The sequence below is a fragment of the Pontibacter sp. GD13 genome, assembly GCF_058216355.1.
Genome location: NZ_JBYZMQ010000008.1, coordinates 1 through 19,141 on the forward strand (window position 1 = coordinate 1; position 19,141 = coordinate 19,141).

A 19,141-nucleotide genomic window follows, 5' to 3' on the forward strand; every position below is an offset into this window, starting at 1 on the left:
CAGGTTCGCTATGGAAATCAGAAACCTGGCTATTGCCATCGTGGTGGCTCATTGCCAAGGAGACTTGGACAAGCTCTTTAAAACATAAAAAGTGGTCAGAATTTCTTCCGACCACTCCTGCCTTTCGGCCTGCTTTTTATAACACCCACAAATTAACCCGGTTACTCAGGTTGGTTAAACAGGCCGTTATTTACAATCTCCTGAGGTGGAATTTTCCCTAGATGGCGGTAAGCCAGCTCGGTCGCCTCGCGGCCTCGCGCGGTGCGCTTGATGTACCCTTCCTGAATCAGGAAAGGCTCATACACCTCCTCAATGGTTTCTGACTCTTCGCCACAGGCCGTTGCGATGGTGGTTAAGCCAACCGGGCCGCCTTTAAATTTATCAATGATCGTATTTAAAATACGGTTGTCCATATCGTCCAGCCCGTTAAAATCCACGTCCAGGGCATTTAGGGCAAACTTTGCAATGTCTACTGTGATGGTACCATCGCCTTTTACCTGGGCAAAATCGCGGGTGCGGCGCAGCAGGTTGTTGGCAATGCGTGGCGTGCCACGGCTCCTGCGGGCTATCTCAAAGGCGGCATCTTCGTGAATGGGCGCACCGAGCAAGTGCGAGGATCGTTTAACGATGGAAGTCAGCAGGGTTGCATCATAATACTCGAGGCGTGAGTTGATGCTAAAGCGGGCGCGCAACGGCGCAGTAAGCAAGCCGGAGCGTGTTGTGGCGCCGATCAGCGTAAAGGGATTCAGGCTGATCTGCACCGAGCGCGCATTCGGGCCGGAATCAAGCATGATATCGATCTTGTAATCCTCCATGGCCGAATACAGGTACTCCTCCACAATCGGATTCAGGCGGTGAATCTCATCAATGAAAAGCACGTCGTTAGAATCCAGGTTGGTGAGAAGACCTGCCAGGTCGCTTGGCTTATCGAGCACCGGGCCGGAGGTCATTTTAATGCCTGCATCCAGCTCCGAGGCAATAATATGCGACAAAGTGGTTTTACCCAGTCCGGGAGGGCCATGCAGCAGCACATGATCCAGGGCCTCGCCCCTGCGCCTGGCTGCCTGCACAAATATTTTCAGGTTCTCCACAATCTTGGCCTGCCCCGTAAAGTCGCGGAAGCTTAGCGGGCGAAGCGCCTTGTCTATGTCTTGTTCTGCTGGCGTCATGTACGCATCTTCGCCAGTGAGATAGTCTTCTCTCATGCTTTTATTCTTCTTCTGTATAACCTGCTTTCACTCTACATTTTCTGCACCCTAAAAGTAACAGCAATTGCATTTAAATCGCTCCATTTTACCTGACGAATTTACGCACTTTTGCTAATTATTTTATACTTTTCAATCAAAATCTAATTAAATTAGCATTTATCCGTTCAGGGTTTAGAGGGTTAGAGCATGAACAGGAAGGTTGGCTGCCTTAGTCTAACTTTAAAGTAAAACTTGATCGTAGAACAGCCGCTATTGTCGGTCAGTAATTATAAATGCTGTTTGATTAGATTAAATCCTGTCCATACAGACTATCCGGCACGTTCTGATCCAGACAAAAAGGCAGCCACTTGCGCAGCTGCCTTCCTATACTTTTCTCCCTGCCCATTTCTCATGAAGGGCTGGGAGGGGTTTACTTAAATGCCTGTATGCCTGTAATATCAGCACCCGTGATGAGCAGGTGAATGTCGTGGGTTCCCTCGTACGTGATCACGGATTCCAGGTTCATCATGTGGCGCATGATCGGGTACTCGCCTGTAATACCCATGCCCCCGTGTATCTGGCGTGCTTCGCGGGCCACGTGCAGGGCCATATCCACGTTGTTGCGCTTTGCCATTGATATTTGCTGCGTAGTGGCTTTGCCTTCGTTCATCAGCGTTCCCAAGCGCCAGGCAAGTAGCTGGGCTTTGGTGATCTCTGTCAGCATCTCCGCCAGTTTTTTCTGGGTTAGCTGGAAAGCGCCGATGGGCTTGTCGAACTGAATCCGCTCCAGGCTATACTTGCGGGCAGACTCGTAGCAATCGATGGCTGCGCCGATAGCACCCCATGAGATACCGTAGCGGGCCGAATCGAGGCAACCCAGCGGACCGCGCAAGCCCTCAACGTTGGGCAGGATGTTTTCCTTCGGAATCTTAACATTATCAAACACCAGTTCGCCTGTGGTGCTGGCACGCAGGCTCCATTTACTATGGATTTCAGGCGTGGTAAAACCCTCCATCCCTCTTTCTACAATAACGCCCTTAATTCTCCCTTCTTCATTCTTAGCCCATACCACCGCCACCTGGCACTCCGGGGAGTTCGATATCCACATTTTGGAACCGTTGAGCACATAGTGGTCGCCCATGTCCTTTATGTTGGTGGCCATACCACCCGGATTAGAGCCATGATCAGGCTCTGTCAGGCCAAAGCAGCCCAGCCACTCGCCACTGGCAAGCTTTGGCAGGTATTTCTTCCGCTGCTCCTCAGACCCATACTTGTAAATCGGGTACATCACCAGCGAGCCCTGCACCGAAGCCGTGGACCGCATCCCGGAGTCTCCCCGCTCAATCTCTTCCATGATGATACCGTAGCTGATGTAATCCAGGCCACCGCCACCGTATTCCGTTGGGATAGTAGGGCCAAACGCACCCACCTCACCAAACTTCTTTACTATTTCGGAAGGGAAATGCGCGTCCTGTGCCCACTGCTCAATGTTTGGCGAAATCTCCCGCTTCACAAAATCACGCATCGTCTGGCGAATAAGCAGGTGTTCTTCGGTCAGTAGGTCGTCGATGTTAAAGTAGTCAGGTGCTCCTGATGATTCGTAAGCCATGGTTAAGTATTAAGGTTTGAGAAGGGTAATACGCAAAGTTAAAATTTTAAGTATAATCCAAACCAGGATTTTCAGGATTAATGGATTTAAGCAGTTGATTTAAATGCTGCAAGTTTAGCTTTAGTATACGAGTGATGTACAGGTTGCCCGTTTGCAACTGGTTTTCGGCGCGAACATAGAAGGAAACTTTAACAGATTTACACTTTATCGCTTATTGCCGAAGTATAAACTTTAGCTTCGGCTAAACAATGTTGCTTTTGCAAAGCAGTTACAAGCTGCTGCCATACTTAGCCACAAGTTGCGCCAAGGCTAAACTTGCGGCAGAAAATCCGGGACAGAATGTGCCAGCTTTTGAAGCCTGTTTTATAAAACACGCAGGCCGCTGCAGTTTATACTTGCAGCGGCCTCCGTGGTTTGATTTATACTTCAAGTTGCGCTCTATAAGATACTCGGAAGGTAAAAACCCACCCCAGCCCCTCCAGGGAGGGGAATCACGCTGCCATTATACTTTGATAAAGACTAAGCACCAATCATGGATCCATGTGCAGACAAATACACAGAATAGCACCCTAATTTAATGCCCGCTTTGCTACAGCATGATCTCTAAAACCGGGAACCATTCCTTTCCCTGGAGGGTGTAGGGGTGGGTGAATCGCAGCATGGGTTTACACTAGAACTTCAGGCCAACCGATAGCAGGTAGTTGCGTGTGGCCTGCGGATAGTAGAAGTTTTCGGTAGTTTGCTGACCGCCGGCAATGTAGCTGAACGTATAGCCGTTGGCCGCATACTTTTCGCTGAACACATTGTTTACCAACAGGCCCAGCTCCAGTTCCTTCAGCGTGTTTTTAAAGCCGATGCTGTAGCGCAAACGCAGGTCACCCACCTGGTAGGCAGGTATCGTGCGGCTCTCGTTTTCTGTGTTATCCAGGTACTGCTTGCTCACCGCTTTGTAGATGAAAGCGATTTTCAATCCTTTCAACACCCCTACCTCTAACTGGCTAGCCGATACGAAATCAGGGGAGAAAGCAATGGTTGTTTCTTTGTACTGGTTTATAGCCTGGTCCCCATTGTCGTAGTTATCGATGAACTCACTGAAATCGGCGATCTTGTTTTGACTGTAGCTCAGGTTAGTGCTCAGCCTGGCAACAGAACCTAGATTTACACCTGTGGCCAACTCTACACCTTGGCGATAGCTGTCGTTGATGTTGGTTCGGGTATAAGCCCCCACATCATTTATCTGCCCTGTTAACACCAGTTGGTTCTTATAGTTCATGTAAAAGAGGTTAGCCTCTACATTAGCTGTAAGCGCCTTGCCGCCTATCTCCGTTAATCCCAGCAGACCCCGGTAACCCGCTTCTATGTTGCGCAGGGTTTCGTGCTTCGGGCGGCTGTTGGGGGTAGAGTCCGTAAAATCGTTGCGAGCAGGTTCCCGGTTACCTACAGCGTAGGAGGCGTACAGCTGATGCGCTGGCTGTAACTGGTAGGTTATGCCTGCTTTTGGGTTAAAGAAGGTATAATCCACATCCTGCGCCAAGCTTTTCAGGTCGTTATCAAAGCCCACGAAAGTATAGTTTATGGCACGTAACTGAAGATCGCCGAACACGCTCAGTTTATCGGTTAAGCCATAAGAAGCCTTTGCAAATACATTGAAGTCCGTTTTCTGGGCATCGTTGTCATAATATCTGTCGCGGATGTCAGAGGTAGAGGCGAAGCGCGCCCAGATAATCTCTCCGTAGTGGCGGCCTTCATACTTGTTCCAGGCACCACCCAGCGTTGCGTTCAGGCGTGTGTTAGGCCGGTATTGTAAGGCGTAAGTGGCACCGTAAAAGTCGTTGTCGAGCCAGCGGCGGCGGATAATGTCGGAGCGCTTGATCTCCTGCCCTCCTATCACCACATTAGGTAAACCATACTTCGAGAGCTTGTCGTTTGGCTTATACTGCTCGTAGTAGCCCCGGCCATAGGTGTAGTGCAGGGCGCCGGAGAAGGTAAGGCCCGGCATCAGGTCATGTGACAGGTGCAATTGGTAGTGGTCTTGCTGGTAATTATCCGTCTCGTTCTCGTAAGTATAGAAATTATACCTGCGCCCAGCCCTCAGCAGGTTCTCTTTATCAGGGCCATCCACGTAATTGCGGTCAATGTAGTCCTGCAGGTCAGCGGCGTTGCCATACACTAAGGCCTCCGGCGTACCGTACCAGGCCTGGTAGGTTTTCTCCTGGCCCGAAAAAGTCACAAATTTCAGGCTGGTCTTGTCGCCGTAGTATCCGCCCGAAAAGTAGAAGGACTTCAGGTCGGAGGAAGCCCGATCAATATAACCATCCGACTTGATGCGTGACAAACGGCCATCAAAGGCAAATTTCCCCTTGATCAGGCCCGTGCCGAAGCGCACGTTGTTCTTCCAGGTAGCAAAGGAACCGTAGCTGTGATCTGTTTCGGCATAGGCCTGCTGGCGCATCTGCTGTGTCTGGATGTTGATGCTCGCCCCAAAGGCCCCTGCCCCGTTTGTAGATGTACCCACCCCGCGCTGCACCTGTATATCCTGCACCGAAGAGGCAAAGTCGGGCATGTTCACGAAAAATGTGCCGTGACTCTCCGAGTCGTTGATGGGGATGCCGTTTACCGTTACATTAATGCGGGTGATGTCGGAGCCACGGATGCGGATGCCTGTATAGCCCACGCCGGCGCCGGCGTCAGAATTCACAACCACCGAGGGCACCTGCTCCAGCAGGTAAGGCAAGTCCTGCCCAAAATTGCGTGTTTCTATTTCCTGGTGGCTCACGTTGGTATACGTGGTGCCTGTGCGCTCGTCGGCACGTGTGGCCTGCACCACTACCTCACTTGCCTGCAGGGCCTGTGGGCGCAGAGTTAGTTGCACGTACTTGTCCTGTTGCAGACGCACGTTAACGCTTTGTTGCTCATAGCCCAGGTAACTAACTTTTAAGGTATAGCTTCCGGCGGGCATACTGTTAAACAAAAAACTGCCGCTCTGATCAGTGGAAACGCCTGTGCTGGTGCCCTCCAGCACCACACTGGCGCCTGCCAGCGCCGTACCCGTGGCAGCATCCGCCACGCTTCCGCCCAGATTGTACTGAGCGAGCAACTGCAATGGCAATACGAACACTGCCAGTGCTGCTATTAATTTTTTCATGAAAGTGGTAAAATAAGAAAGGTGAAACATACAGGCATGCCAGGGGTCGGCATCCCGTTTATTTTGTTTCCCGCGTTTTCCCTTCGCCGGCATTACCCGGATCAGGTTCAATGGGTATAATCTCAGCCCGTTGTTACTAGGCACCCCTAAACTCCTGCAAAGGTAAGCGCCTTCTAGCATATATCAAAAGGCCACCCGAAATCAAAAAGTAAACGTATACTACTTGCTGGTTAATAGCATGTTATTTTTTATAAAATGCAAAAACCCCTTACTTAAAATGTACGTTGAAAACAGTATATGGCCTGCTTTACCTGCATGCTTTTACACCGTGTTTGCCATGCAGCAGCCAGCTGAAGATTTTAATGAAAAAGTAGATTTGTGATGATGATCAGCATTTTATACACCATGGCACTCCTAACGATTCTGGCATATTATGCTTTCGCCCCACGCAGAAAATTCAATCGTCCGCCTTCTACCGACAGCGACGATGATGGAGGCGAACCGCTGGGAGACGACCTGCCGGATTTAGACCTCCCACCTGGTATTTCTTTGCCTATCAATGATTTTGAGCCCAGATATGATTTCAGAAATATCAAAGTGCCTAAATTCCCTGAGCCATCATTACAGTAAAGATATCCCATAAAAGCAGAGGCCCCACGTAGCAGCAGTTACGTGGGGCCTCTGCTTTTATGAGTGCACTTAGCTGACTGTAATGGAGAAAGTCCGCTCAAAAGCCTGCTTCGGCCCCAGTTGGTTGATGCCTTCCTTCTCTTTTAATTCTCCTGAGTCGCCTGCTCTGCTGGCAATGCCGCACCAGGGCTCAATGCAAACATAGGGTGCCAGCCCGGGCTTCGACCAAATACCCAGGTAGGGAAACCCCTTAAATTCCAGTTCGACCTGCCGTGGGTTTACATGGTTTGCCAGCACCAGTTTGCTAGAGTTCAGGTCTTTGAACACCAGGGCGTCTTTGCTGAAGTAGGTGTGGGTAAGGGGCAATATCCGGCTCTCGTCCAGCACCCGCTCTGTGTCGCCACTTAACAAACCATCGCTGTTCAGCAGAAAACGACTCAGCGTTTCTGCTTCCTCAAACGCAATAAAATAGTCTTCATACTTTTCATCAGGATACAGGGGCACATTAAACCCAGGGTGCCCACCCACAGAGAACCACATGGACGCATCGCCCTCGTTGCGCACCAGGTACGTAACGGAAAGCTTGTTATTTTCCAGTATATAAGCGATCAGCAGGCTGAATTCAAACGGATACTGCCTTCTTGTCTCCTCGTTATCCTTTAGCTCAAACACCAATTTACCAGCATGCTCCTCTACCAGCTCAAATTCCTGGTTACGGGCAAAGCCATGGCGCAGCATCCGATACTTCTTGTCCTCATACGTATACTCCTGGTCCGGCAGCTCACCCACGATCGGGAATAAGTTGGGGGCGTGTTTGTTCCAGACAGCGGGATCTGCCGTCCAGATAAGCTCCAGTTGCTCATCCTTTTTGACGAAATGCTGCAATTCGGCCCCCAGACTCTCCACAGCTACCTTATAAGCATCATTTTCCAGATAATACAGCATCGTTTTACTTTTGAAGTTGATGTTTTAGGAGGATTTTATCCACATAGTCCACGGCCAGTCGAAACCGATCTTCGTGCAGTCCTTTTATTTCTACGAAAGGAACGCTAAGCGCCTGCAGCTCGCGTTTATACCATTCGTAAAAAAACTGTCTTTTTTGCGGATGCTCCCGCAGTGGATCAGGCTCCCAGGGCAAATCAACGCCCATTAACAGGCAAAGGTTGTAGTCTTGCTGCTGTAATTCTTGCAGTATCCAATCGGGGCAAAACCCAAATGCGTGCTCGCTCCATATTTTTAGCACCAGCATGTCGGTATCCGCAAAAAGCACCCGGTTCGCTTCTGCCGCCAGCCTCCTTTCCAGCGCCAGTTGCCCCCTGGCAATCGCTTCAATATCCTGCAAAGTATAAGGCCGGTTCAGGTTGCCCACATAGCTGCGGGCGTATTCCGGCACCCAGGCCGTTTGGTAATGCAGCGCCAGCCGCTCGGCCAGCGTAGACTTACCCGTAGATTCCGGACCTGTGATTGCAACTTTAAGCATCTGGCAAATGTCGTGAAAAAAGGAAAGTTTTTCACTATAAAACAAAGCGGCCCCAATGCCAAGGCACAGGGGCTGCTTTTAAAGGAACAGGGGACTTTAACTTAATGGTGGGTTACCCTAATTGCCTGAGAAGCTATAATCATAAAAATTATACACTTCCAGCTCTCTTTCCACTTTATCGCCGAACTGCCTTAGCAATAGCCTTTTTGGGCTTTCGTCCGGCGACTCGTAACCCCACTTCAAACGGTTGGCATACTTTAATTCATCGGGTAATAGTAACTTCTTTTGCTTCATTTCCAGTCACATTTAAACGTTACACATACTTCCCTCAAAATCAGGGTGCTTAAACTTTTTAAGCTTACCTACATGTACGTAGCGCTCCTGCCACCGGATTATACCTTTGAAGGGTATAAATAGGACTAAATAAACTAAATAGTTATTGGGCCTTCATTACTGCTTTTTCAAGCAATCCGCGCTTCCAGTCCAGGTAGCCCTTTACCGATAGAATCAGAAAAACAAAGAAAAGTCCGCTTGTCAGGTAAAGCTCTTTGTACAGGTACACCCCCACGTAGAGCGTGTCAACCACCAACCAGACAAGCCAGTTCTCCAGGTGCTTTTTGGCCATCATCCAATACCCTATCAGGCTAATGGCCGTGGTGGCCGAATCAGTATAAGACAGATCTGCATCCGTGTAGTTTTCCAGGAAGTAGCCGAGTGCCAGCGTAAAGCCCAAACCCAGCACGATTAAAAGCGCCAGTTCCTTTCGGTTAACCTGGCTCACCTTTCGTTCGGTATGCCCTTTACCACCGTACAGCCACACATACCACCCATAAAAGCTGGTAACTACATAAAAGGCGTTCAGTGCCATGTCGGCATACAGGCGTGCATCGTAAAACACAACCACGTACATGGCAACACTCACCAGGCTGACGGGCCAGGTCCAGATGCTTTGCTTAGCAGCCAGCCATACGCCGGCAATGCCTGTCAGCACGCCAATTAATTCCAAAAGGCTCAGGGCATGCCATGCCTCCAGCACGTTGTTTACAACATTAGATATTTCCATAAAGGTAATAAAGCGCGATGATGCACGAAAATGGTCAAATGATCGCTAATTTTGTAATTCTAAACGTATCGGCCAAAGATACGCTATATACAAGGCATTTTAGCTACGCAAAAGTATGGATGAGATTACGGCAGTTGAACTGAAAGAGCGCCTGGTACACCAGGGTGAGCTACAGCTAGTGGATGTTCGGGAGCTTGCTGAGTTTGAGCTGTGCAATTTAGGAGGCGAGTTGATTCCGCTGGGAGAATTGCCGAAGCAGGCCAGCCGCATCCGCCGCGACATACCCGTGGTGGTGGTGTGCCATCATGGCTTCAGGAGCGCCCAGGCCATTAACTATTTAACGCAGCGCCTGGGCTACGAAAACCTGCTCAACTTAAAGGGAGGCATCCATGCCTGGGCCAAAAACGTAGACCCAACTATGCCAACCTACTAGCAGCCAGAGCCCTTTTATAAATATTCCTGCAACACTTGCAGCATAATCTCAATTATTTTCCGTAGTTTTACGCGGCAAATAACAACCCCTAATTTTATTTGCCATGCTCTCTGAACAGTCAAGCATTTTATTTGAGGCGCTCACCTATGATGACGTGCTTCTCCTCCCGGCATACTCCGAGGTTTTACCCCACCAAACCGACACCTCGTCGCAGCTTACCCGCAACATTCGCATCAATATTCCGCTTGTTTCGGCTGCCATGGACACCGTTACGGAAGCTGATCTGGCGATTGCCATGGCACAGGAAGGCGGCATCGGCATTATCCACAAAAACATGTCGATCAAGAAGCAGGCCATACAGGTCCGGAAGGTGAAGCGCTCTGAGAGCGGCATGATCCTGGACCCGATCACCCTGAACCAGAATGCCACCCTGGGCGACGCCGTGCAAATCATGACAGACAACAAGATCGGGGGCATCCCCATTGTGGACGATGAAGGCAAACTGACCGGCATCATCACCAACCGCGACCTGCGCTTTCAGAAAGACCTTACCCAGAAGATATCCGGTGTTATGACCAGCGACAACCTGATCACCGCCAAGATAGGCACCGACCTGGCAAAGGCAGAGGACATTCTGCAGGAATACAAGATCGAGAAGTTACCGGTGGTGGATGCGGATGGCAAGCTGGCCGGGCTTATTACTTACAAAGACATACTCAAGAAAAAAGACAGGCCCTTTGCCTGCAAAGATGAATTTGGTCGCCTGCGGGTAGGCGCCGCCGTAGGGGTAACGCCCGATGTGCTGGACCGCGTGAAAGCACTGGTGGAGGCAGGTGTAGACGTCATCAGCGTAGACACAGCCCACGGCCACTCGAAAGGGGTATTGGAAGCTGTGAGAAAAATAAAGGACGCTTACCCTGACCTGGACCTGATAGCCGGCAACATTGCCACGGCCGAGGGTGCAAAGGCGCTGGCCGATGCCGGTGCCGATGCCGTAAAAGTAGGGGTTGGCCCAGGCAGCATCTGCACTACCCGTGTGATAGCCGGTATCGGGGTACCCCAACTCTCTGCCGTAATGGAGGCCGCCAGGGGTTTGCTGGGCACCGGTGTGCCTGTTATTGCGGATGGAGGCATCAAGTTTTCCGGCGACATAGTAAAAGCTTTGGCAGGGGGTGCAAGCACTGTGATGGTCGGGTCGATATTGGCTGGCACGGAGGAGGCCCCCGGCGAGATGATCATTTACGAAGGCCGCAAGTTTAAAACATACCGTGGCATGGGGTCTGTTGAGGCCATGGAAGACGGTTCTAAGGACCGCTACTTCCAGAGCAACGAAAAGGATGCTAAAAAACTAGTGCCGGAGGGAATTGTGGGTCGCGTGCCTTACAAAGGCTTCGTGAACGAGGTGATATACCAATTGGTGGGCGGCATCAGAGCCGGCATGGGCTATTGCGGCACGCCGGGAATACGAGAGCTGCAGGGAGCCAAAATGGTGAAAATAACCGGTGCAGGCCTGCGCGAGAGCCATCCGCACGATGTTCAGATCATGCGCGAGGCGCCTAACTACAGTCGCTAAGTTCATGTAACCTCTAAAACGGCACCCCTCTTTAAGGAAGGCGGGGTGCCGTTTCTTCTGCTATGCCCGGTATCGTACCAGGCGATTGATATTAACCAACAGCTATCTTTTTACGTTATGCAGGTTGATTTAATAAACATGTTCTGGCGCGTTGGCTAAAGAGAAAAAAAAATCCTTACCTTTCATAGTTCATAGATTTCAGCACATTCAAACTTTACAACAGCAAAACCCCGGTCCGATTTTCCGTTTTATGCTATACAAAACAAACGCAAAATCATTATTTGTCACCACAGCCATCATTAGCTGGGCTTTGCTATTGCTTAATGTGCTGCTTATGGCAGAGGCAATGCGGCAGCCGAGCATGGCCAAGCTGGCTTTCCCTTTCTTTAACAACCTGCTCGTTGTTATCTTTATCATTTCTGTTTTTCTGTTTCAGCGCATCAGTTCCGAAAGCCTGAAAGGCATTGATTTTATCGGTTATCTCTGGCACCTGTTCTCAAGAGGTGGGGTGGCCGCTTATGTGAGTGTAGCCTTGTTTCTGGGGTACAGACTCATCATCAGCTATTCCGAGGTAGCTTCTCCGCTCTTGCTGCACTTTGTATACCAGGTAAATTTTGGTTTGATGGTGGTGTTCCTGGCCAAAGCGTTTTATATCTGGCGGCAATTGCTGCTGTACCACAAAAACAAATTCCTGCAAATTGCCTGGGACTGGTTTGAGCTGCTTGTGTTTGGCACGTTGCTGCTTACGCTGCTCAACTTTAACTATACCAGCTATATATTCCTGCCTCTGCTGGCCTTACTTAGTTTTTATATTTTGTTTTTATGCACTAACCTGAAGTGGGTTGCTTACCTCACCTTTAATAATAAGAGCAGATCGCTGGTGCTGCTGGGGGCTATTCTGCTCAGCTGCTATATCTTTGCGCGTTTTTTCTACCAAATGGCCGACAGTCAGCTGCTGGCCGTAGATTACACCGATGTCTGCTTCCTGCTGCTGGCCATGCTGTTTGTAGGCCTTTATACCTGTGCCGCCTTCCTTGTATCGTTGTTTAGCTTGCCAACCTCCAGCGTGTTTGAGCAAAAAAGCGAAGACCTGCTCAACTTCCAGCGCCTTAGCCAGTCCATACAGCAGGGGCAGAGCGAGGCCCAGGTGTACGACATGCTTTTTGAAAGCACTATCAAAGCCTCCGATGCCAGCGCCGCCTGGTTTGAGCTGATCCGCAACAGCGAGCCGCAGGTGACGCACCTGCTCAGCATTAACAGCGAGCAGATAGGGCGCATCCGGCATTTGCTGCTGGCTTATAACATCCAGAACATCGACTATATCAACAACAACCTGGATCGCAACCCCGGCTTCCGGGACCTGACGCTCCCCTGGAAATCCCTGATCATCCTTCCCATTAAGTCCAAGCAGCACCTTTTCGGGGTATTATACTTGCTAAAGGACATCGAGCAGGGCTTTGACCGTGAAACCGTGAACGTGTTGCGCACCTTCACCAGCCAGACCATACTTACCATCGAGAACCTGCGCCTGGTGAGTGAGTCGCTCCAGAACGAGCGTTACAAAGAAGAGCTTAAGATCGCGACGCAGGTGCAGGAGAGCCTGATCCCGAAAACTTTCCCCACCGACAGCTGGTTCGAGATAGCCACCCACGCTGTGGCCGCCAAAGAGGTAGGAGGCGATTTCTACGATTTCCTGCAGCTGAGCGAGTCCCGGATCGCCATCATCATCGGCGACGTGTCGGGCAAGGGTATTTCTGCGGCTTTCCACATGGCGCAGATGAAGGGCATCTTCCATGGCCTGATGCAGCAGGACATGCCCCCCAGCGAATTTATGAAGCAGGCCAACAGCGCCCTCAGCCGCTGCCTCGAAAAAACCTCCTTCATCACCTCTGCCCTCTACATCATCGATTATAGGATGAAAGGCTTTATGTTTGCCCGGGCGGGGCACTGCCATACCCTCTATTTCAACTCCATGACCGAGGATGTGTTCTATTTCCAGACCGATGGCCTGGGGCTGGGCATTATCCGCGACAAAAGCTACAATAACCATGTGCGGGAAATGTACTATGATTATAACCCCAGCGACGTGATGGTGATCTACACCGACGGCATTGTAGAAGCCCGCAGCCCGCAGAACGAGGAGTACGGGGAAGACCGTTTAAAATACATGCTTACGCAGACCTATCACCTGGAGGCCGAGGACATCAAATGCGCCATCATCAACGACCTGCAAGATTTTACGGGGCCTGGTAACTTATATGATGACCAGACGTTGCTTGTTATTAAATTCAAGCCACTTCAACCTAACGACAAATAGAGCCGTACATATGCCGATGAAAATTACACACGAAATTAAAGAAAGCACCATCATTATTACCCTGGATGGAGAACTGGACGCCAGTTCCTCTGTGATTTTGGACGAAGAGCTGTCTGATCCGGAGATCATGAAATACGCCAAGATCCTGGTAGACTGCGAAAACCTGCACTACATCTCCTCTGCCGGTTTGGGCGTGTTTATTTCGCACCTGCAACGCTTCGAAGATGCCCAGATTAAGCTCATCTTCTATAACATGCAGGATAAAGTGCGTAATGTTTTTGAAATACTTGGCCTGGATCTGCTCATGACCATCGTGTCGGATTACGACGAAGCCATGACTGTTGCTGATGAATAATTCCATCCGGGTAAATTGTACTAAAAAAAACCTGAAGCTGATTCGAGATTTCGTTTCAGAATACCTGCATGCCCTTTTGCTGACAGATATTCTGATGAACCAGATCGTGTTAGCTGTTGATGAGATATGCGCCAACCTCATCATCCACGCCAATAAGGAAAACCCGGAAAAATTTATCTTGCTGGCCATTCAAAAGCAGCAAGACATGCTTAAATTCGAAATATCTGACACGGGCATTCCCTTTAGCCGTTCAGAGTACCAGGAGCCCAACATTGAGGAACACATCCGGGTAGGGAAAAAGGGCGGCGTCGGAATTGCCCTTGTTAACCGCATCATGGATAGGGTGGAGTTTACCACCCAGGGTAACACAAGCATTTGTGTGCTCTACAAAAAAATTAAATAGGCCGCCTCAACACACTTTTATCCCGCTTTCCCCGTTATCCGGAACAAAACGGCATGCAATAGTATTATAGTAATACTTTTTGATTAACCTGTCAGAAAAATTAATTAAAATTGCATGATCTGACCCTGGTCAGTTAAACTCAGTTTTGTTTAAACTCAACCTATGCGCAGCAACCACTTACTTGTTGCAGCCGTGCTCCTTATGGCCGGATGTACTGCAACCAAGAAGAACGACTCCAGCGAACCAGCTATCGCTACCCTGGGCTCTGAACCCATCTCTACTTCGGAGTTTCGGTATGTGTACGAAAAAAACAATGCCGGAAACGAAGACGCGTACACCCGCGAGAGCATCACGGATTACCTGAACCTGTACACCAACTTTAAACTGAAGGTGAAGGAGGCCGAAAACCGTGGGCTAGACACCACCATGGCCTTCAAGAGCGAACTGGAGGGCTATAAGGAGCAACTGGCTCAGCCTTACCTGACCGAAAAGAGCGTGACCGACCAACTGGTGAAGCAAGCGTACGAGCGCCTGCAGCAGGAAGTGAACGCCTCGCACATACTCATTACCCTGCCCCCCGACGCAGCCCCCGAAGACACACTGGCAGCCTATAACAAAGTGATGGAGCTGCGGCAGCGCGTTCAGCAGGGCGAAGACTTCGGAAAACTGGCGCAGCAGTTCTCACAAGACCCCTCCGCAGCTGAGAACCAGGGCAACTTGGGTTATTTTACGGCCATGCAAATGGTTTATCCCTTCGAGGATGCCGCTTTCAAAACCCCGGCCGGGCAAGTGTCCGCACCGGTGCGCACCCGCTTTGGCTACCACCTGATTAAGGTACACGACAAGCGCCAGGCACGCGGTGAGGTAAAAGTGGCCCACATCATGGTACGCGCCACCCCGGGCATACCCAAGGCCGACTCACTGGCGGCCAAGCAACGGGTAGATGCCATTTACAAACGACTGCAACGCAACGAAAACTGGGATAAACTGGCTACTGAGTTTTCAGAGGACGCCAGTTCCGCGAACAACGGCGGTGAGCTGCCCTGGTTCGGCACGGGTCGCATGATCCCTAATTTCGAGGATGCCGCCTTCGCCCTGCAAAAAGAAGGCGATGTGGCCAAGCCGGTGCTCACCCCCTACGGCTGGCACATCATCAAGCTGATCGACAAGCGCGGGCTGCCCCCTTTCGAGGACATGGAGCAGAACCTGCGCAACAAAATAGCCAAGGATTCCCGCTCTGAACTTAACAAAGCGGCCTTCCTCAAGCGCATCAGAACAGAAAACGCGTTCACAGAAAACGAGGCTGTTAAAACAGCCGCTTTCAGCAAGGCCAATCCAGACCTGGTGCAAGGCAACTGGGACTACGATACCACAGACAAAACCCTGGGGCAAACCCTTTTCACCATACAGGGAAAGGCCTATACCGTTTCAGATTTCTACGCCTTTGCCAAAGAGCAGCAGCGCGCCCGCACCTCCGGCACACCGGCATATGCCATGCGCCAGCTGTACGACGAGTTTACGGAGAAAAGCCTGATCGCGTACGAAAGAGCCAACCTCGAAAACAAGTATGAAGATTACCGCATGCTGGTGCAGGAATACCACGATGGCATCCTGCTCTTCCAGTTGATGGACGAGAAAGTATGGACCAAAGCCGTGGAGGACTCCGTAGGCCTGAAAACATACTTTGAGCAGAACAAGGAAAAGTATAAATGGGGGCCGCGTGCGCAAGCCATCGTTATCAGCGCTGCCAACAAAGACCTGCTCAACAAAGCCAAAGCGCAGCTCGACACGCGCCGCTACCCGGTGAAGTCGGCTAACCTGACCGATGTGCTGTTTGAGCAGAACAAAACGGACCTGAGCAAAGAAGCCACCGTAAAGCTGAACGAGTTTGCGGACATCCTGAAAAACAACCCTGCCCTGACGCTGGAGGTCAACGGCCATGCCGACGCCCGCGAGGCAACAGCCAAAGAAAACGTGGCGGCTGCCCGTGCGCAGCGCATCGTGAAATACCTGCAGGAAGAAGGCGTTCCGGCCACACAGCTAACCACCAACAGCTATGGCAAAACCAGGCAGGCAGGCTCGGATAACACTGAGACCGGGCGCCGCCGCAACCGCCGTGCTTCCTTTACCCTGTACACTTCTGAGGTGGGCGCCCTGGCCGACAACCTGAACACAGGCAACCCGCTGGGCGTGCAGATTACCGAGAAGAAGTTTCAGAAGGGCGAGAACAAAGCGCTGGATTCCGTTACCTGGGCCAAAGGCACCTACACAGTGCAACAGAATGGCCGCGAGTACCTGATCATTATCCAGGAGGTGCTGGAGCCTGCTTACAAGGAGCTGAACGAGACCCGGGGCCTGGCCATTTCTGATTACCAGAATTACCTGGAGCAGCAGTGGGTGCAACAGCTGCGCGAAAAGTACCCGGTAAACGTGAACGCCCAGGAAGTAGAGCGCATCATTAAGCTATAGCCATACTTTGAAGGGTTCTTTTTTGCTACTGCTGGCAGCAGAATCTGAAACTCAGAATAAAGCCGTATCTTGCACGTTGCTATTACAGCGTGTTTTAAAATAAGTAAAATCACATTGAGAAAGACAACCATTTTTGCCCGGCTAGCCTTTGTTGCCGTTTGCTCCCTTGCTACATCCTTTATGGCTGCCGCACAGGCGCCGCTGCAACGTCGGGTAGACGGCATCATCGCCAAAGTAGATAACCATATTGTGCTTAAGTCGGACCTGGAGTTTAATTACCTGCAGTACCTGGCCCAATCGAAGCAGGCGCCCAACGAAGCGCTGAAGTGCGAGATCTTCCGTTCGCTGGTACAGGACAAGCTGTTGCTCGCCCGCGCCGAGATAGACTCTGTGGTAGTGGAAGAAACGATGGTGACAGACCAGCTTAACCGCCGCGTAGAATACCTGACCGCGCAGGTGGGTGGCGTGGAGCGCCTGGAGCAATACTATAACAAAAGCATCCGCCAGCTAAAAGATGAACTGCGCACCACCGTGAAAGAGCAGATGATTGCCGAGAAGATGCAGCAGCAGATTGCCGGCAAAGTAAAAGTTACCCCAAAAGAGATCAAGCGTTATTTTAACACCATCCCAGTCGACAGCCTGCCTTATTTCTCCGCCGAAGTTGAACTGGGCCAGATTGTTAAGTATGCCCAGGTAAGCAAGCAGCAGAAACAGGAAGCGCGCGAGCAGCTGGAGGCCATCCGCAAGCGCATCCTTGCCGGCGAAGACTTTGCCACCCTGGCTAAACAATACTCCCAGGACCCGGGCTCGGCGCAGGCCGGCGGCGAGCTGGGCTTTTTTAAGCGGAAGGAACTGGTGCCCGAGTACGAAGCTGCCGCCCTCCGCCTGGAGCCGGGCCAGATGTCTAACGTGATCGAGTCGCAGTTCGGGTTCCACCTGATCCAGTTGATAGAGCGCAAAGGCCAGGAGTTTAACACCCGCCACATTCTGATCAAGCCGGCAACCGCTTCCGTGGACATTGCAGAGGCCACTGTCGCCCTGGACAGCATCCGCACACTGGTGTTAAATGATAGCCTCACGTTTGCAAAAGCAGCCAAAGAATACTCCGACGACAAAACAACCAAAGACACAGGCGGCATGATGACCAGCCGTGCCACGGGGGGTATGTACATACCCATGGACCAGGTAGATCCTTCTATTTTCTTTGTGATCGACACCATGCAGGTGGGAGACATATCCAAACCCGTTCCTTTCCGTACCGATGATGGGCAGGAGGCCGTTCGGATCATTTACCTGAAGTCGAAGTCTAAGCCCCATCTGGCCAACCTGCGCGACGATTATCAGAAGATAGCCACCGCAGCCCTGAGCCAGAAAAAAGGGAAAGCCATCGACAGCTGGTTCAAAAAGAACATCGACACGGTTTTCATTGAAATTGACCCTGAGTACCAGGACTGTAAGGTACTAGAGCTAACGCAATAACTACTTATGACGCAGTACCCCTCTGACAAAGAAGCAGCCGACGCACTACACGACGCGTACCGGACCCTTACCTCTGAGATCTCAAAGGTGATCGTAGGCCAGGATGACGTGGTGAAACTGGTACTCACAGCTGTTTTTTGCCAGGGGCACTGCCTGCTGGTGGGTGTGCCGGGCCTGGCAAAAACCCTCCTGATCCAAACCATCGCCAACACGCTCGACATGTCGTTTAGCCGGGTGCAGTTTACGCCCGACCTGATGCCCTCTGACATTGTAGGCGCCGAAACCCTGGACAAAGACCGCAACTTTAAGTTTGTGACCGGGCCGGTGTTCGCCAACATTGTGCTGGCCGATGAAATAAACCGAACACCTCCTAAAACACAGGCAGCCCTTTTAGAGGCCATGCAGGAGCATGCCGTAACCGTGGCAGGCCGCCGTTACGACTTACCAAAGCCCTTTTTCGTGCTGGCCACACAAAACCCCATTGAGCAGGAAGGTACTTACCCCCTGCCCGAGGCGCAGCTAGACCGCTTTATGTTCAACATCATGCTGGGCTACCCCAGCTATGAGTCGGAGCTTCAGATCGTGAAAAACACCACCGGAGCCCTGATCACGCACCTGAACAAGATCCTGCATGCCGATGACATCCTTGCCTTTCAGCAACTGGTGCGCCGTGTACCGGTAGTGGACAATGTGGTTGAGTATGCCGTACAGCTGGTACACAAAACGCGCCCCGACACCGCCATGGCCTCGCAGCAGGCCAACCAATACCTGGAGTGGGGCGCAGGCCCCAGGGCATCGCAGCACCTGATTGTGGGCGCCAAGTGCAACGCCATCCTTAACGGCAAGTATAGCCCGGACATTGAAGACGTACAGGCTGTGGCCCTGCCTATTCTCCGCCATCGCATCGTGCGCAACTTTAAAGCAGAGGCCGAGGGTGTAACCGTAGAGCGCATTATTCAGGAGCTGCTGTAGCGTAAAATATGCTTGCATGCTCAATG

16 protein-coding genes and 1 riboswitch are annotated in these 19,141 nt (G+C 51.2%); of the genes, 9 read left to right on the plus strand and 7 right to left on the minus strand.

Going from position 1 to position 19,141, the window contains the following annotated elements; genetic code table 11:
• Positions 1-161: 161 nt before the first annotated feature.
• The 3 genes from ruvB to AC4BAN_RS11870 form a co-directional block, all read right to left on the minus strand.
• Positions 162-1,205, minus strand: coding sequence for a Holliday junction branch migration DNA helicase RuvB (ruvB, locus tag AC4BAN_RS11860; protein WP_490564622.1), 1,044 nt, complete (start codon positions 1,203-1,205; stop codon positions 162-164).
• A 412-nt stretch (positions 1,206-1,617) separates the two neighbouring features.
• The gene (locus tag AC4BAN_RS11865) at positions 1,618-2,796 is read right to left on the minus strand and encodes an acyl-CoA dehydrogenase family protein (RefSeq protein ID WP_490564623.1); all 1,179 of its coding nucleotides are present in this window, start codon (positions 2,794-2,796) and stop codon (positions 1,618-1,620) included.
• Between the two features lie 670 nt (positions 2,797-3,466).
• The gene (locus tag AC4BAN_RS11870; RefSeq protein ID WP_490564624.1) at positions 3,467-5,941 is read right to left on the minus strand and encodes a TonB-dependent receptor; all 2,475 of its coding nucleotides are present in this window, start codon (positions 5,939-5,941) and stop codon (positions 3,467-3,469) included.
• A gap of 61 nt (positions 5,942-6,002) precedes the next feature.
• A riboswitch (TPP riboswitch) is annotated at positions 6,003-6,099 on the minus strand.
• Positions 6,100-6,346: 247 nt separating this feature from the next.
• Between AC4BAN_RS11870 and AC4BAN_RS11875 the strand changes: the two genes are divergently transcribed.
• Positions 6,347-6,571: a hypothetical protein gene (locus AC4BAN_RS11875; RefSeq protein ID WP_490564625.1), complete on the plus strand. Its 225-nt coding sequence runs from the start codon at positions 6,347-6,349 to the stop codon at positions 6,569-6,571.
• A 69-nt stretch (positions 6,572-6,640) separates the two neighbouring features.
• Here the strand turns inward: AC4BAN_RS11875 and AC4BAN_RS11880 are convergent, their stop codons facing one another.
• The 4 genes from AC4BAN_RS11880 to pnuC all read right to left on the minus strand — a co-directional run bounded on the left by AC4BAN_RS11880 (position 6,641) and on the right by pnuC (position 9,114).
• Positions 6,641-7,516, minus strand: a complete 876-nt coding sequence (locus tag AC4BAN_RS11880) for an aldose 1-epimerase family protein (protein ID WP_490564626.1) — start codon at positions 7,514-7,516, stop codon at positions 6,641-6,643.
• Between the two features lie 4 nt (positions 7,517-7,520).
• On the minus strand, positions 7,521-8,051 hold the full coding sequence (locus AC4BAN_RS11885) for an AAA family ATPase (protein WP_490564627.1): 531 nt from the start codon (positions 8,049-8,051) through the stop codon (positions 7,521-7,523).
• 117 nt (positions 8,052-8,168) lie between these two features.
• Entirely contained in the window at positions 8,169-8,345 is a 177-nt protein-coding gene (locus tag AC4BAN_RS11890) for a hypothetical protein (protein WP_490564628.1), read from the minus strand.
• Positions 8,346-8,487: 142 nt separating this feature from the next.
• Positions 8,488-9,114, minus strand: a complete 627-nt coding sequence (pnuC, locus tag AC4BAN_RS11895; RefSeq protein WP_490564629.1) for a nicotinamide riboside transporter PnuC — start codon at positions 9,112-9,114, stop codon at positions 8,488-8,490.
• Positions 9,115-9,229: 115 nt separating this feature from the next.
• Here pnuC and AC4BAN_RS11900 point away from each other — a divergent pair, with 115 nt between their 5' ends.
• The 8 genes from AC4BAN_RS11900 (at position 9,230) to AC4BAN_RS11935 (ending at position 19,115) form a co-directional block, all read left to right on the plus strand.
• On the plus strand, positions 9,230-9,547 hold the full coding sequence (locus AC4BAN_RS11900; protein ID WP_490564630.1) for a rhodanese-like domain-containing protein: 318 nt from the start codon (positions 9,230-9,232) through the stop codon (positions 9,545-9,547).
• A gap of 103 nt (positions 9,548-9,650) precedes the next feature.
• On the plus strand, positions 9,651-11,120 hold the full coding sequence (gene guaB / locus AC4BAN_RS11905; protein ID WP_490564631.1) for an IMP dehydrogenase: 1,470 nt from the start codon (positions 9,651-9,653) through the stop codon (positions 11,118-11,120).
• Positions 11,121-11,370: 250 nt separating this feature from the next.
• Positions 11,371-13,437: a GAF domain-containing SpoIIE family protein phosphatase gene (locus AC4BAN_RS11910; protein WP_490564632.1), complete on the plus strand. Its 2,067-nt coding sequence runs from the start codon at positions 11,371-11,373 to the stop codon at positions 13,435-13,437.
• Between the two features lie 16 nt (positions 13,438-13,453).
• Positions 13,454-13,792 carry an STAS domain-containing protein gene (locus tag AC4BAN_RS11915; protein WP_490564633.1) on the plus strand — a complete coding sequence of 113 codons (339 nt, stop codon included), beginning with the start codon at positions 13,454-13,456 and terminating at the stop codon, positions 13,790-13,792.
• The gene (locus tag AC4BAN_RS11920) at positions 13,785-14,195 is read left to right on the plus strand and encodes an ATP-binding protein (protein ID WP_490564634.1); all 411 of its coding nucleotides are present in this window, start codon (positions 13,785-13,787) and stop codon (positions 14,193-14,195) included. The genes AC4BAN_RS11915 and AC4BAN_RS11920 overlap by 8 nt, the downstream gene beginning before the upstream one ends.
• 162 nt (positions 14,196-14,357) lie before the next feature.
• Entirely contained in the window at positions 14,358-16,664 is a 2,307-nt protein-coding gene (locus AC4BAN_RS11925; protein ID WP_490564635.1) for a peptidylprolyl isomerase, read from the plus strand.
• A 114-nt stretch (positions 16,665-16,778) separates the two neighbouring features.
• Complete coding sequence (locus AC4BAN_RS11930) at positions 16,779-18,143, plus strand: peptidylprolyl isomerase (protein ID WP_490564636.1); 1,365 nt, start codon at positions 16,779-16,781, stop codon at positions 18,141-18,143.
• A 6-nt stretch (positions 18,144-18,149) separates the two neighbouring features.
• Entirely contained in the window at positions 18,150-19,115 is a 966-nt protein-coding gene (locus AC4BAN_RS11935; protein WP_490564637.1) for an AAA family ATPase, read from the plus strand.
• Positions 19,116-19,141 lie beyond the last annotated feature (26 nt).

Excerpts from the sequence above, each read along its gene's own strand:
- ruvB (WP_490564622.1), bottom strand. The coding sequence starts at position 1,205 with ATGAGAGAAGACTATCTCACTGGCGAAGATGCGTACATGACGCCAGCA.
- AC4BAN_RS11865 (WP_490564623.1), bottom strand. The coding sequence starts at position 2,796 with ATGGCTTACGAATCATCAGGAGCACCTGACTACTTTAACATCGACGAC.
- AC4BAN_RS11870 (WP_490564624.1), bottom strand. The coding sequence starts at position 5,941 with ATGAAAAAATTAATAGCAGCACTGGCAGTGTTCGTATTGCCATTGCAG.
- AC4BAN_RS11875 (WP_490564625.1), top strand. The coding sequence starts at position 6,347 with ATGGCACTCCTAACGATTCTGGCATATTATGCTTTCGCCCCACGCAGA.
- AC4BAN_RS11880 (WP_490564626.1), bottom strand. The coding sequence starts at position 7,516 with ATGCTGTATTATCTGGAAAATGATGCTTATAAGGTAGCTGTGGAGAGT.
- AC4BAN_RS11885 (WP_490564627.1), bottom strand. The coding sequence starts at position 8,051 with ATGCTTAAAGTTGCAATCACAGGTCCGGAATCTACGGGTAAGTCTACG.
- AC4BAN_RS11890 (WP_490564628.1), bottom strand. The coding sequence starts at position 8,345 with ATGAAGCAAAAGAAGTTACTATTACCCGATGAATTAAAGTATGCCAAC.
- pnuC (WP_490564629.1), bottom strand. The coding sequence starts at position 9,114 with ATGGAAATATCTAATGTTGTAAACAACGTGCTGGAGGCATGGCATGCC.
- AC4BAN_RS11900 (WP_490564630.1), top strand. The coding sequence starts at position 9,230 with ATGGATGAGATTACGGCAGTTGAACTGAAAGAGCGCCTGGTACACCAG.
- guaB (WP_490564631.1), top strand. The coding sequence starts at position 9,651 with ATGCTCTCTGAACAGTCAAGCATTTTATTTGAGGCGCTCACCTATGAT.
- AC4BAN_RS11910 (WP_490564632.1), top strand. The coding sequence starts at position 11,371 with ATGCTATACAAAACAAACGCAAAATCATTATTTGTCACCACAGCCATC.
- AC4BAN_RS11915 (WP_490564633.1), top strand. The coding sequence starts at position 13,454 with ATGAAAATTACACACGAAATTAAAGAAAGCACCATCATTATTACCCTG.
- AC4BAN_RS11920 (WP_490564634.1), top strand. The coding sequence starts at position 13,785 with ATGAATAATTCCATCCGGGTAAATTGTACTAAAAAAAACCTGAAGCTG.
- AC4BAN_RS11925 (WP_490564635.1), top strand. The coding sequence starts at position 14,358 with ATGCGCAGCAACCACTTACTTGTTGCAGCCGTGCTCCTTATGGCCGGA.
- AC4BAN_RS11935 (WP_490564637.1), top strand. The coding sequence starts at position 18,150 with ATGACGCAGTACCCCTCTGACAAAGAAGCAGCCGACGCACTACACGAC.